The 12,868-nt window shown below is 72.5% G+C and carries 13 protein-coding genes; 8 read left to right on the top strand and 5 right to left on the bottom strand.

All coding sequences use genetic code 11. The features are described from left to right. Nucleotide 1: 1 nt before the first annotated feature. The 3 genes from ABZ135_RS12085 to ABZ135_RS12075 all read right to left on the bottom strand — a co-directional run bounded on the left by ABZ135_RS12085 (nucleotide 2) and on the right by ABZ135_RS12075 (nucleotide 2,478). A complete protein-coding gene (locus tag ABZ135_RS12085; RefSeq protein WP_356694772.1) occupies nucleotides 2-1,093 on the bottom strand; it encodes a phosphotransferase in 1,092 nt (363 codons plus the stop codon). A 105-nt stretch (nucleotides 1,094-1,198) separates the two neighbouring features. After that, a complete protein-coding gene (locus ABZ135_RS12080) occupies nucleotides 1,199-1,702 on the bottom strand; it encodes a pyridoxamine 5'-phosphate oxidase family protein (protein ID WP_356694528.1) in 504 nt (167 codons plus the stop codon). A 116-nt stretch (nucleotides 1,703-1,818) separates the two neighbouring features. Continuing rightward, a complete protein-coding gene (locus tag ABZ135_RS12075; RefSeq protein WP_356694526.1) occupies nucleotides 1,819-2,478 on the bottom strand; it encodes a response regulator transcription factor in 660 nt (219 codons plus the stop codon). A 364-nt stretch (nucleotides 2,479-2,842) separates the two neighbouring features. On the opposite strand from ABZ135_RS12075, the gene pdhA reads away from it, so the two are divergent. The 7 genes from pdhA (at nucleotide 2,843) to ABZ135_RS12040 (ending at nucleotide 10,659) form a co-directional block, all read left to right on the top strand. Then, nucleotides 2,843-4,021, top strand: a complete 1,179-nt coding sequence (pdhA, locus tag ABZ135_RS12070) for a pyruvate dehydrogenase (acetyl-transferring) E1 component subunit alpha (RefSeq protein WP_356694524.1) — start codon at nucleotides 2,843-2,845, stop codon at nucleotides 4,019-4,021. Nucleotides 4,022-4,023: 2 nt separating this feature from the next. Beyond that, nucleotides 4,024-5,004, top strand: a complete 981-nt coding sequence (locus ABZ135_RS12065; protein ID WP_356694522.1) for an alpha-ketoacid dehydrogenase subunit beta — start codon at nucleotides 4,024-4,026, stop codon at nucleotides 5,002-5,004. Nucleotides 5,005-5,035: 31 nt separating this feature from the next. Next, nucleotides 5,036-6,451 carry a dihydrolipoamide acetyltransferase family protein gene (locus tag ABZ135_RS12060; protein WP_356694770.1) on the top strand — a complete coding sequence of 472 codons (1,416 nt, stop codon included), beginning with the start codon at nucleotides 5,036-5,038 and terminating at the stop codon, nucleotides 6,449-6,451. 150 nt (nucleotides 6,452-6,601) lie between these two features. Then, the gene (locus ABZ135_RS12055; protein ID WP_356694520.1) at nucleotides 6,602-7,846 is read left to right on the top strand and encodes a hypothetical protein; all 1,245 of its coding nucleotides are present in this window, start codon (nucleotides 6,602-6,604) and stop codon (nucleotides 7,844-7,846) included. Beyond that, a complete protein-coding gene (locus ABZ135_RS12050; RefSeq protein ID WP_356694518.1) occupies nucleotides 7,830-8,615 on the top strand; it encodes a hypothetical protein in 786 nt (261 codons plus the stop codon). Before ABZ135_RS12055 ends, ABZ135_RS12050 begins: the two co-directional genes overlap by 17 nt. Nucleotides 8,616-8,686: 71 nt before the next feature. Further along, the gene (locus ABZ135_RS12045; protein ID WP_356694516.1) at nucleotides 8,687-9,349 is read left to right on the top strand and encodes a GntR family transcriptional regulator; all 663 of its coding nucleotides are present in this window, start codon (nucleotides 8,687-8,689) and stop codon (nucleotides 9,347-9,349) included. Continuing rightward, nucleotides 9,346-10,659 (top strand): MFS transporter, encoded by a 1,314-nt coding sequence (locus ABZ135_RS12040; RefSeq protein ID WP_356694514.1) that lies wholly within the window; start codon nucleotides 9,346-9,348, stop codon nucleotides 10,657-10,659. Before ABZ135_RS12045 ends, ABZ135_RS12040 begins: the two co-directional genes overlap by 4 nt. An 84-nt stretch (nucleotides 10,660-10,743) precedes the next feature. Here ABZ135_RS12040 and ABZ135_RS12035 read toward each other — a convergent pair whose 3' ends face one another. After that, the gene (locus ABZ135_RS12035; protein ID WP_356694512.1) at nucleotides 10,744-11,322 is read right to left on the bottom strand and encodes a TetR/AcrR family transcriptional regulator; all 579 of its coding nucleotides are present in this window, start codon (nucleotides 11,320-11,322) and stop codon (nucleotides 10,744-10,746) included. A 90-nt stretch (nucleotides 11,323-11,412) separates the two neighbouring features. Here ABZ135_RS12035 and ABZ135_RS12030 point away from each other — a divergent pair, with 90 nt between their 5' ends. Then, nucleotides 11,413-11,874 (top strand): DUF1772 domain-containing protein, encoded by a 462-nt coding sequence (locus ABZ135_RS12030; protein ID WP_356694510.1) that lies wholly within the window; start codon nucleotides 11,413-11,415, stop codon nucleotides 11,872-11,874. A gap of 83 nt (nucleotides 11,875-11,957) precedes the next feature. Here ABZ135_RS12030 and ABZ135_RS12025 read toward each other — a convergent pair whose 3' ends face one another. Continuing rightward, nucleotides 11,958-12,785 carry a maleylpyruvate isomerase family mycothiol-dependent enzyme gene (locus tag ABZ135_RS12025; protein WP_356694508.1) on the bottom strand — a complete coding sequence of 276 codons (828 nt, stop codon included), beginning with the start codon at nucleotides 12,783-12,785 and terminating at the stop codon, nucleotides 11,958-11,960. Between the last annotated feature and the right edge of the window lie 83 nt (nucleotides 12,786-12,868).

The following is a 12,868-nucleotide window of genomic DNA, read 5'->3' as shown; positions in this document are numbered from 1 at the left end:
CTCAGCCCGTGAACGCGTCGCGCACCGCCTCGTACTCACGGGTCCACCACACCGCCAGGGCCGACACCGCGGGGAACTGCGGATCGGCCCTGCGGTCGTGCAACTGGTAGCGCCAGCGCAGGGTCCAGAAGTCGTTGAGGCGCTCCCACCACACCCGGTCGACCGCCGCGGCCAGCTCGGCGCGGTCCGCCCCCGCCGCCCGCCGGTAGGCGCGCGCGTACGCCCGCACCTTGTCGAGGGCCAGCTCACCGGCCGGCCGTACGAAGAAGATGGCGGCGGCCCGGACGGCCTCCTCGGCGCGGGGGCGGACCCCGAGGCGGTCCCAGTCGACGATCGCGGCCGGCTCGGCGCCCCGGTAGAGCAGGTTGAAGGGGTGGAAGTCGCCGTGCACCCACCCGGTCGCCGCGGCGGCCGGCGGCCGCCGGTGGGCGTGGGCGGCGAGCAGCACCCGGCGCTCCCGCAGCCGGTGCTCGGCGAGCTCGTCGAAGCCGTCGCGGGGCCGGCGGGCCCGGACCAGCCGGAGCAGTTCGTCGATGAGCCGGAAGGTGTCCTCGGGGCGCGCGCTCTCGTGGCCGGTGTCCTGGCCGGCGTCCCCGTCGGTGGGCCGGCCCGGGCCCCGGCCGGCGGGCCGGGTGGTGGCGGGCCACGGCGGGCCGGGCGGCGCGGGCTCCATGACCCGCTCCAGGCAGGTGTGGACGTGCCCGAGGAGGGCGCCCAGGCGCCGGCAGCCGGCCCGGGTGAGCTGGGCGCCGTCGCGGTGCCGGCCGTCGATCCAGGGGTGCAGGGCGTAGCAGTGGCCGCCGATGACGGCGACCGTGCGGCCGGCGGAGTCGGGCAGCGGCGGGGCGACGGGCAGGCCGAGGGCGTGCAGGCGCTGGGTGGCCCGGTGCTGGCGGGCGATGGTGTCCCGGTCGGCGGTGCGGGCGTCCAGGTGCTGCTTGAGGAAGTAGGCGCCGCGGGTGGTCGCGAGCCGGTAGCCGCGGTTGAGCAGGCCCTGGGCGACCGGCTGGCAGGACAGCGGCTCGCCCGCGTCGGCGTAACGCCGCAGCAGGGCGCCCACGGGAGGCACCGCGGGCGGCGCGGGGCGCGGCACGACGGCGGCCTCGGCCGGCCGGGCGGCGGGGAGGGCGAGGCAGGGCGCGACGCGGGGAGCGGGAGCGAGCGGTACAGATGAGCGCGGCACTCGCCAGATGTTAGATCACGCTACGTGGTGGAGGTGTCGCTCCCAGGAGTGTGCCTCCCGGGCCCGGTCGGCGGCGCGCTCACCCGAGGCGTTCCCGCCCCCGGCGGGCCCGTGCGCGGCGTGCTCGCCGGTGGCGTGGTCGAAGGTGTGCACGGTGACGAACCGGGGCTCGACGCGCATGTAGACCGGCTCGAACGGGCGGCCGTCCACGGACCGGGGTGCCGGGCCGAAGGCGGCGAGCTGCTCCCGCGTCGGCTCGACGATCACGGCGGTGCCGGTGACCTGGACGGACCACAGGCTCTCGGCACCGGAGGTCAGGTTGTCCGCCCCGTACGCGACGACGCCGCCGTCGCAGGCCCGGTGGTAGCCGAGCCCCCGGTGGAGCCGGAGCAGGACGCCTCCGTCGGCCACGACGTGGCGGGCGGGGGCGACGAACGGCATCGCCCGCATGCTGGTGGCCACCCGCCCGTACGACACCCGGTTCAAGAGTTCGATGGCGCGGATCTCCTCGGTGGACATGGATTCCACCCTTCGCCACCGGCACCGGCCCGAAAAGGGGCCCCCGCCCCGGCCGGCAGGGACATAGGTCCCGAATGGGTCCCGCATGAGGGCCGCTCGCCGCGGCCCGCGCCGGGTCAGTGGCGTTCCGCCTGCATTCTCGCCACGAAGGCGGCGGCCTGGGAGCGCCGCTCCATGCCCAGCTTCGACAGCAGGCTGGAGACGTAGTTCTTGATGGTCTTCTCGGCGAGATGGAGCCGCTCGCCGATGGCCCGGTTGGTCAGGCCCTCGCCGATCAGGTCGAGGATCCTGCGCTCCTGCTCGGTGAGGTGGGCGAGCCGGTCGTCGCCCTTCGGGCCGTTGCCGTCGCGCAGCCGCTCCAGGACCCGGGCGGTGGCCACCGGGTCGAGCAGCGACCGGCCGGCCGCGACGTCCCGGACGGCGTTCAGCAGCTCGTTGCCCCGGATGGCCTTGAGGACATAACCGGACGCACCGGCCATGATCGCGTCGAAGAGGGCCTCGTCGTCCGCGTAGGAGGTGAGCATCAGGCACTTGATCGCGTCGTCCTGCGAGCGGACCTCGCGGCACACCTCGACGCCGCTGCCGTCCGGCAGCCGCACGTCGAGCACGGCCACGTCGGGACGCGTCGCCGGGATCCTGACCAGGGCGTCCGCCGCCGTGCCGGCCTCGCCGACCACCTCGATGTCGTCCTCCACGGAGAGCAGCTCGTGGACGCCGCGCCGGACGACTTCGTGGTCGTCCAGCAGGAATACCCGGATTTTTCCTTCTTCGCGCACGGCGTCAGTCTCACATATTGGCTCTTCCCGCGCCCGGGGTGACCGGGATAACGTGCCGGGTGTTCCGACGACGGCGTCGGGCCGTTGTCCCATGCGCTGACCAGCGGTGCGTGCCCCTTTTCTCGATTTACTTGGAAATCCAAGCAAAATCGCAGGTCAAATGGGGTTTCGCAGGAATGCCGCACTGTGGGTAACGTGCCTATGACGGCGCTCGCCGGGGCACCTGTCACGCCCGACCCCGGCCGCGTCGCACCCACCCCGTGCGAAGGGTACGGAGAAGGCGGAGCCTCCCCTTACCACTGGTAGGGGGGACCCCAGGCCTCACCGGCGAACCCGGAGGCCGGACCGACGGAGGAGCACGCACGTGACCGTGGAGAGCACTGCCGCGCGCAAGACGACGCGTCGCAGCAGCGGCGCCAAGCGCACCACCAGCGCCGCGAGCGCGAAGAAGGGCCAGGCGGCGTCGCCGGCCGAGCCCGAGCTCGTTCAGTTGCTGACGCCCGAGGGTGAGCGCGTCCAGCACCCCGAGTACGACATCGACCTGAGCGCCGAGGAGCTGCGCGGCCTGTTCCGCGACATGGTCCTCACCCGCCGCTTCGACTCCGAGGCCACCTCCCTGCAGCGCCAGGGCGAGCTGGGCCTGTGGGCCTCGCTGCTGGGCCAGGAGGCCGCCCAGATCGGCTCCGGCCGGGCCCTGCGGGACGACGACTACGTCTTCCCCACCTACCGCGAGCACGGCGTCGCCTGGTGCCGTGGGGTCGACCCCACCAACCTGCTCGGCATGTTCCGCGGCGTGAACAACGGCGGCTGGGACCCCAACAGCAACAACTTCCACCTCTACACGATCGTCCTCGGCTCGCAGACCCTGCACGCCACCGGCTACGCCATGGGCATCGCCAAGGACGGCGCGGACTCGGCCGTGCTCGCGTACTTCGGTGACGGCGCCTCCAGCCAGGGCGACGTCAACGAGTCGTTCGTCTTCTCGGCGGTCTACAACGCCCCCGTCGTGTTCTTCTGCCAGAACAACCAGTGGGCCATCTCCGAGCCCATCGAGAAGCAGACCCGCGTCCCGCTCTACCAGCGCGCCCGCGGCTTCGGCTTCCCCGGCGTCCGCGTGGACGGCAACGACGTCCTCGCCTGCCTCGCGGTGACCCGCTCCGCCCTGGAGCGCGCCCGCCGCGGCGAGGGCCCGACGCTCATCGAGGCGTTCACCTACCGGATGGGCGCCCACACCACCTCCGACGACCCGACCCGCTACCGCCGCGACGCGGAGCGCGAGGCGTGGGAGGCGAAGGACCCGATCCTGCGCGTCAAGGCGTACCTGGAGCGCGAGGGTCTCGCCGACACGGCCTTCTTCGAGGAGCTGGAGGCCGAGAGCGAGGCGCTCGGCAAGCACGTCCGCGAGGTCGTCCGCGCCATGCCCGTACCGGAGCACATGGCGATCTTCGACAACGTGTACGCGGACGGGCACGCGCTCGTCGACGAGGAGCGCGCGCAGTTCGCCGCCTACCAGGCATCCTTCGCGGACGGAGAGGCCGAGTAATCATGGCTGTTCAGAAGCTTCCCCTCGCGAAGGCGCTCAACGAGTCGCTGCGCAAGGCCCTGGAGACCGACCCCAAGGTCGTCATCATGGGGCTCGACGTCGGCAAGCTCGGCGGCGTCTTCCGGATCACCGACGGTCTGCAGAAGGACTTCGGCGAGGACCGGGTCGTCGACACCCCGCTCGCCGAGTCCGGCATCGTCGGCACCGCCATCGGCCTCGCGCTGCGCGGCTACCGGCCGGTCGTGGAGATCCAGTTCGACGGCTTCGTCTTCCCGGCGTACGACCAGATCGTCACCCAGTTGGCGAAGATGCGGGCCCGTTCGCTCGGCACGGTGAAGATGCCGGTCGTCATCCGTATCCCGTACGGCGGCGGCATCGGCGCCGTCGAGCACCACTCCGAGTCGCCCGAGGCGCTGTTCGCGCACGTCGCTGGCCTCAAGGTGGTCACCCCGGCGAACTCCTCCGACGCCTACTGGATGCTCCAGCAGGCCATCCAGAGCGACGACCCGGTCATCTTCTTCGAGCCCAAGCGCCGCTACTGGGACAAGGGCGAGGTCGACACCGAGGCCATCCCCGGCGAGCTGCACAAGGCCCGGGTGGCCCGCGAGGGCACCGACCTCACGCTCGCCGCGTACGGCCCGATGGTGAAGACCTGTCTGGAGGCCGCCGCGGCCGCCGCCGACGAGGGCAGGTCGGTCGAGGTCCTGGACCTGCGGTCGATCTCGCCGATCGACTTCGACACCATCCAGACCTCGGTGGAGAAGACCCGCCGGCTGGTCGTGGTGCACGAGGCCCCGGTCTTCTTCGGCTCGGGCGCGGAGATCGCCGCCCGGATCACCGAGCGCTGCTTCTACCACCTGGAGGCCCCCGTCCTGCGGGTCGGTGGCTACCACGCGCCGTATCCGCCGGCGCGCCTGGAGGAGGAGTACCTGCCGGGCCTGGACCGCGTGCTCGACGCCGTCGACCGCTCGCTGGCGTACTGAGGAGAGCACCGTGACGATCCGCGAATTCAAGATGCCCGACGTGGGCGAGGGCCTCACCGAGGCCGAGATCCTCAAGTGGTACGTCCAGCCGGGTGACACCGTCACCGACGGACAGGTCGTGTGCGAGGTCGAGACGGCGAAGGCGGCCGTCGAGCTGCCGATCCCGTTCGACGGCACGGTCCACGAGCTGCTCTTCCCCGAGGGCACGACGGTCGACGTCGGCCAGGTCATCATCTCGGTGAACGTGGGCGGCGCCGCCGCCCCGGCCGCCGCGGCGCAGGCCCCGGCCGAGGCCCCGGCCCAGGCCCCCGTCGAGACCCCGGCTTCGGCCCCGGCCCCGGCCGCCGTGGAGGCCCCGGCCGAGGAGCCCGCGGCCGAGGGCCGGCAGCCGGTCCTCGTCGGCTACGGCGTGGCCGCGAGCTCCACCAAGCGCCGCGCCCGCCGGACGGCCACGGCCGCCGTCTCCGTACCGGATCAGCTCAACGGGCACGGCGGTGTCGCCACCGCCGCCCGCCCGCTGGCCAAGCCGCCGGTGCGCAAGCTCGCCAAGGACCTCGGTGTGGACCTGGCGACGGTGACCCCGACCGGCCCGGACGGGATCATCACCCGGGAGGACGTCCACAAGGCGGCCGCCCCGGCGCCCACCGTCCCGGCACCGGCCCCGGCCGCCGAGGCCCCGGCTCCCGCCGCGACCCCGGCTCCGGCCTCCGCCGCGGCCGCTCCGGCGACCGCGCCGTCGGCGGGCGCCCGGGAGACCCGTATCCCCATCAAGGGCGTACGGAAGGCCACGGCGGCGGCGATGGTCGGCTCGGCCTTCACCGCGCCGCACGTCACCGAGTTCGTGACCTTCGACATCACGCGCACGATGAAGCTGGTCGAGGAGCTCAAGTCCGACAAGGACATGGCCGGCCTGCGGGTCAACCCGCTGCTCCTCATCGCCAAGGCGGTCCTGGTCGCGATCAAGCGCAACCCGGACATCAACGCGGCCTGGGACGAGGCCGCCCAGGAGATCGTGCTCAAGCACTACGTCAACCTGGGCATCGCCGCGGCCACGCCGCGCGGTCTGATCGTGCCGAACATCAAGGACGCGCACGCCCAGACCCTGCCCGAGCTGTCGCGGTCTCTGAGCGAGCTGGTCGCCACGGCCCGGGAGGGGAAGACCACCCCGGCGGCGATGCAGGGCGGCACCTTCACCATCACCAACGTGGGCGTCTTCGGCGTCGACACCGGGACGCCGATCCTCAACCCGGGCGAGTCCGCGATCCTCGCGGTCGGTGCGATCAAGCTCCAGCCCTGGGTCCACAAGGGCAAGGTGAAGCCCCGCCAGGTCACCACCCTGGCGCTCTCCTTCGACCACCGCCTGGTCGACGGCGAGCTCGGCTCCAAGTTCCTGGCCGACGTGGCCGCGATCCTGGAACAGCCGAAGCGGCTCATCACCTGGGGCTGAGGCCCGACGTTGTTTCACGTGAAACGCCCGGCCGGGGACGCGATGTCCCCGGCCGGGCGTTTCGCGGCTCTCGCCGTGGGCTGGGGCCGACGCGGCTCTCGCCCGTAGGCTGCGGCCGACCGACGACGCGCGAAGGACGGGGACCACGCGATGCACACGACCGAGCCGGCGGAAGCCCGCATCGACGGGGCGAGCACTCTTCTGGTCGCGCCTCCGGCGCTGCACGACGACGACCGGATCACGGACTTCCTCGGGACCGTCCTCACCCCTGAGGACCTCGCCTCCGCCGCGCCCGACCTCGCGGGGAAGACCGTCTACCTGTGCGGCGACATATCCGCGGCGACCGCGCTCGCCGGGGGGCCTCTGCGCACGGCCGACCGGGTGTGCGTCGTCCGGGAGCTGTCCCACGGCCACCGCGAGGACGCCGACGCCGGCGCCCCCTGGACCTCCGTCGGTCTCGGGCGCGTTCCGCTCCGCGTCCACGGCGTCGGGGTGTACTACCGCCGCTTCTTCGAACCCGGCGACGACCACTTCCGACGCATCCGCGCGGAGCACGCGTTCCAGTCCCTGACGGAGTCCACCAAGCCCGGCACCGCCCACCGCAGCGGCATCTATCTGACCCCCGTCACCCGCGACGGCGACGCGCTGCGCTTCCGCCTGCTCCGGTGCTCCACGAACTTCTCCGGGCCGACCGAGGGCTTCCGGCCGACCGACACCGGCATCGTCGAGGAGCTGAACCGCGAGGCCGCCGTCGTCTTCCGGGGCCAGGCACCGCTCAATCACGTGCTCGCGCAGATCTACCACAACACCCGTGCCACACCGGAGCGCAGACAGTCCAAGGCCAGGATCTCCTCCCACGCCGACAAGACCAAGGACATGCCCGTCAACGGCATCATGGCCTTCTGCACCTTCTACGACGGGCTCGACCATCTGCGGCCCCTCGCCGGGGACCCCTTCGACCACGGCGTGAAGGGCGTCAGCGCGCTCACCCGGCTCCGGTTCCGGCTCAAGGAGCCGGCCACGGGACGGGACGGCGCCGCACTCCCCCCGGAATTCGGCCTGACCCTCCACCCCGGCTCGGTGTTCTTCATGCCGCTGTCCACCAACCGCCTGTACACCCACGAGATCCGGCCCGCCGCGCTGGACGCCGAACTGCTCCCGACCCGCCTGGGATACGTGGTGCGCTGTTCGAGCACCGAAGCCGTGCACAGGAACGGCCACACCTACCTCAGGACGGCCGGCGGCCTGGTCAGGCTGGAGCCGCCCACGCCGGCCGGCATGGACGAGCTGCGCAAGCTGTACGCCGAGGAGAACAGGACCTCGTCCTTCATCGACTACGGCGAGAGGTTCCTCTTCAGCATGAACGCGGGAGACTACGTTGCCCCTCGGATCTAGGATCGCGGACGAGATCGTCTCCTGCGCCCTGCCGGCCGGGGAGGACCTCTTCGCGGAGCTCTCCGCGTCGGTCCGGCTCGAGGACCTGGGAAAGGGCCGGCGCGGCGCCGTGCTCACCAGGATCGACGAGACGGGTGCCGTGCCCCTCGTACGGACCACCACGCGGTACGGCAGCCCGGCGCAGCCCTTCCTTCCGGTGCACGAACGGCTGGCGCGACGGATCCGGGAACACGCGGGCCTTCCCGGCGACTTCGACAACGCCCTGGTCGAGACCTACACGAACGCCTACCGCAGGATGGGCGCCCATTCCGACCAGGCCCTCGATCTGGCCGAGGACTCCTTCATCGCCGTCTTCTCCTGCTACCGGGATCCCTCGGCGGCCCCGTCGCGGAAGCTGGTCTTCGAGACGAAGGACCCCGGCGCGGAGACGTACGAGATCCCCCTCGCCCACCACGGCGTCGTGGCGTTCTCCGTCGGGACGAACCGGCGCCTGCGGCACCGGATCGTCTGGGACGCGCCCGCCCAGGCACCGGACAACCCCTGGCTGGGCGTGACCTTCCGGCTGTCGAAGACCCTCGTCCGCCACCGCGACGGACAGGTGTACCTCCCCGGGGGAGCGCGCCTCACGGCGGCCGACGAGGAGCAGCGGCGGGAGTTCTTCCGGCTGCGGCGCCGCGAGAACGACGAGACGGACTTCGTCTACCCGCCGCTGACGTACACCGTGAGCGACAGCGATCTGATGCCGCCCCGCCCGCCCGGGAGCGGCTGACCCTCCGGCGGGCCCGTCCGCATCGCGGACGCGCCTGTCTGTTGCACCCCTGTTGTATCTAAGCTGTGCGCATGCCCGCCGTCGCACCCACCCGCACCAGACAGCCGCCCGCGGCCGACCGCGTCTACATGCACGTCAAGCAGGCCGTGCTCGACCGCCGTTACGAGGGCGGGACCCTCCTCACCGAGGGAGAGCTGGCGGAGGCCGTCGGGGTGTCCCGGACGCCCGTGCGCGAGGCCCTGCTCAAGCTGGAGATGGAGGGGCTGCTCAAGCTGTACCCCAAGAAGGGCGCGCTCGTCCTCGCCGTGTCCGCGCAGGAGATCGCGGACGTCGTCGAGACCCGGCTGCTCGTCGAGGAGTTCGCGGTACGGCGGGCCGTGCCCGCGCCGCCCGCGCTGACCGCCCGGCTCGAAGAGCTCCTGGAGGAGCAGAAGCGGCGGGCCGAGGCCGGGGACCTCGCCGCGGTCGCCGTGACCGACCGCTGCTTCCACGCCGAGATCGTCCAGCACGCCGGCAACCAGATCCTGGCCCGGCTGTACGACCAGATGCGCGACCGGCAACTGCGGATGGGCGTGGCCGTGATGCAGTCGCAGCCCGACCGGATCGCCAAGAACATCGCCGAGCACGCCGAGATCCTGGAGCGGATCAGGGCGGGGGACGCCGAGGGGGCCGCGCACTGCGTGCGGCAGCACCTGAGCTGGGTCAAGGTGCTGGTCCGGGGTGAGGAGCGATGAGCCGGGACGCGTACGGCGCGGCGGTCAGCCTGCCGGGGGACCCGCCCGGCGGGCGGCGGGCCGCCCTCGTCTGGGGCGTCGGCGTCGCGGTCTACTTCGTCGCCGTCATCTTCCGCACCTCGCTCGGCGTCGCCGGACTCGACGCCGCCGACCGCTTCGACGTCAACGCCTCCGCCCTGTCCACGTTCTCCATACTCCAACTGCTCGTCTACGCCGGCATGCAGATACCCGTCGGCCTCATGGTCGACCGGCTCGGCACCAAGAAGGTGCTGACCCTCGGCGTCCTGCTGTTCACCCTCGGCCAGCTCGGCTTCGCCCTCTCCCCCTCGTACGGCATGGCGCTGGCCTCCCGCGCCCTGCTCGGCTGCGGCGACGCGATGACCTTCATCAGCGTGCTGCGGCTCGGCAGCCGCTGGTTCCCCGCCCGCCGCGGGCCGCTCGTCGCGCAGCTCGCCGGACTGGTCGGCATGGCCGGCAACCTCGTCTCCACGATCGTCCTCTCCCGGCTCCTGCACGGCGTCGGCTGGACCGCCGCCTTCGCGGGCAGCTCCGCCGCGGGCGTCCTCGTCCTCGTGCTCCTGCTGCTCTTCCTCAAGGACCACCCCGAGGGCCACGAGCCCGCGCCCGCCACCCACGCCGGCGCCGCGTTCGTCCGCCGGCAGATCGCCGAGTCCTGGCGGGAGCCCGGCACCCGGCTCGGCATGTGGGTGCACTTCACCACCCAGTTCCCCGCGATGGTGTTCCTGCTGCTGTGGGGGATGCCGTTCCTGGTGGAGGACCAGGGGCTCGACCGGGGGACCGCCGGGGAGCTGCTGACCCTGGTCGTGCTCTCGAACATGGTGGTGGGGCTCGTCTACGGGCAGATCATCGCCCGGCACCACGCCGCCCGCGCCCCGCTGGCCCTCGGCACCATCGCCGTCACGGCCCTGCTCTGGGCGAGCACGCTCGCGTACCCCGCCGACCGGGCGCCGATGTGGCTGCTGATCACCCTCTGCGCGGTCCTCGGCGCCTGCGGCCCGGCCTCCATGATCGGTTTCGACTTCGCCCGCCCCGCGAACCCGCCGGAGCGGCAGGGCACGGCCTCCGGCATCGTCAACATGGGCGGCTTCGTGGCCTCCATGACGACGCTCTTCGCCGTGGGCGTGCTGCTCGACGCGACCGGCGACGACTACCGGATCGCGTTCTCCTCCGTCTTCGTCCTGGAGGCCCTCGGCGTCGTGCAGATCCTCCGCCTCAAGGCGCGGACCGCCCGCCGGGAGCGGGAACGGCTGGTCGCCAGCCGCGTGGAGGCCGTGCACGTCCCGGCGTGACCCGGGGCCCGGCCGGGGCCGGCCGGTCCCGGTCCGGGGGCAGGCGGCCGCCACGGGGTCTCAGGTCAGGGCCGCCACGGGGTGTCAGGTCACGGCGAGCCGGTCCACCAGCAGCTCCACCCTCCGCTCGGCGTACTCGGGCAGCAGGCGGCCCGCGCGGGTCAGGGTCGCCAGGCCGTGCAGGGACGCCCAGAACGCCTCGGTGAACAGCCCCGGTTCGACGCCGTCCCCGGCGACCTCGCCCAGGGTCTCGTTCAGCGCGGCGAAGCCGTCCTTCAGCGGCTCGGGGGTGTCCTCCCGCGCGTACGTCAGGCCGCCGTCGAGCTGGAACAGGGCGTCGTAGACCGCCGGGTGGCGCGCGGCGAAGTCGAGGTAGGCGCGGGCCAGGGCGGCGACCCGGGCGCGCGGCTCGCTCTCGGCGGAGGTCGCGGCCCGCACCGCCGCCGCCAGTTCGGCGGCGCCCTCCAGGGCGACGGCGCCGATGATCTCCCGCTTGCCGCGGAAGTGGCTGTAGAGGACGGGCTGGCTGTATTCGATGCGCTCGGCGAGCCGGCGGGTGGTGACGGCGTCCCAGCCCTGCTGTTCGGCGAGTTCGCGGGCCGTCGTCACGATGAGGCGCTCGCGCTCCGCCCGTTCGCGTTCCTTGCGTTCCTTGACCGACATGAAGAGATGCTAGCACTGCTAGACATTCGAGCGGGGACAGGTCTAGCGTTGCCTCATCACCTAGCAATGCTAGAAAACGGAGGGATCGTCATGCTCGGCACACTTGGCCCGCTCGGCACGCTCGAAGTCGTCACCACCGTCCTCGTCGGCCTGATGGTGGGGGTGGAGTTCTCCGTCGCCTTCGTCATGAACCGGATCCTGGACGCGCTGCCCGAGGACAGCGCCCAGCTCGGCCACGCCCACGGCGGCCGGATGCTCGGCGCCCTCATGCCGTACTGGTACGGAGGCTCGCTCGTCCTCAGCGTCATCTGGGCCGTCGCGGGGTGGCACCACCCCGGCGCGGGGCTCGTCCTGACCGCCGCCGGCCTGCTGGTCGTCAGCGTGGTCATGTCGGTGCTGCTGCTCGTCCCGATCAACAACCGGAACAAGACCTGGACGCCCGAGGACCGGCCCGCCGACTGGAAGCGGCAACTGCACCGCTGGCGCCGCTACCACCACGTCCGCGTCGGCGTCATCATCGCCGCCTTCACCCTGCTGGTCGCCGCCCGCTGACCCGCCTGACCCGCCTGGCCGTCGCCGGGCCGTCGCCGCGCCGACGCCGGGCCGCGATTCCGACCCGGAGCCCGTACACCCGCCTAGTTCGGGGTCACCGCGAAGTGGTCCAGGATCGCCCGCGCCAGATCCTCGTCGCCCTCGGTCTTCACCCGGTCGGCCACCTCGGCCGGCCGGACCCGGCCGCAGGCCAGCCGGACGTACGTCTCCCAGTCCGTCGCCAGCGTCACCGCGGGCCCGAGCGAGGGCGCGCCGTCGACCGACCCGTTGCCCTCGGCGTCGACCCGTACCGTCCGCAGGAACTCCACCGGGCCGCTCACGTCGAAGACGACGGCCGAACTCGCCGGTGCCCCCGCCTCCTTGGCCACCACGTGCGGCAGCGCCTCCAGGAGCACGTCACGGGTGATGTACGCGCCGGGGGAGTCCAGGTTGCCGGGGACGCCGAGCGCGGTGCGCAGGTCCTGCTCGTGCACCCAGCAGTCGAAGGCCCGCATCCGGTAGGCCAGTTCGAGGGTCTGCTCGGCGCCGAGCGGGGCCCGGATCAGGGTGTCGGGCGAGCGGTTCTCGTTGCGGAGCTGACGCGCCCGGCGGATCAGGACGTACTCCAGCTCGGCCGTCATCTCCGGCGCGGTGTGGTGCCGCCGCACGTCGACCTGCATCTCCATGTAGCGGGCGAAGTCGGTGCGCACATGGAAGAGGTCGCGGGGCAGGCTGTGGATCGGGCGCGGGTCGCCCAGCATCTCCGTCTCCATGCCGATGACGTGCGAGACGATGTCGCGGACCGACCAGCCGGGGCACGGTGTGGCGCGGTTCCACTCGCCCTCGACGAGCGGCTGCACCAGCTCGGCTATCGCTTCCACGGAGTGGGTCCAGGCGTCGGCGTAGTTCTGGAGGCTGGGATGGACGGTCACGGGACCCCTCGGCGGTTCTGCGGTGCGCGGGCTGGCTAGCTGGCGGGCTGAAAACATGACTCGTGGGAGGCTCGGTCGCTAAG

The sequence above is a fragment of the Streptomyces sp. NPDC006339 genome (assembly GCF_040612775.1).
GTDB lineage: Bacteria > Actinomycetota > Actinomycetes > Streptomycetales > Streptomycetaceae > Streptomyces.
Note: the sequence above shows the minus strand (reverse complement) of the source record. Positions and strands in the feature narration are given on the sequence as shown.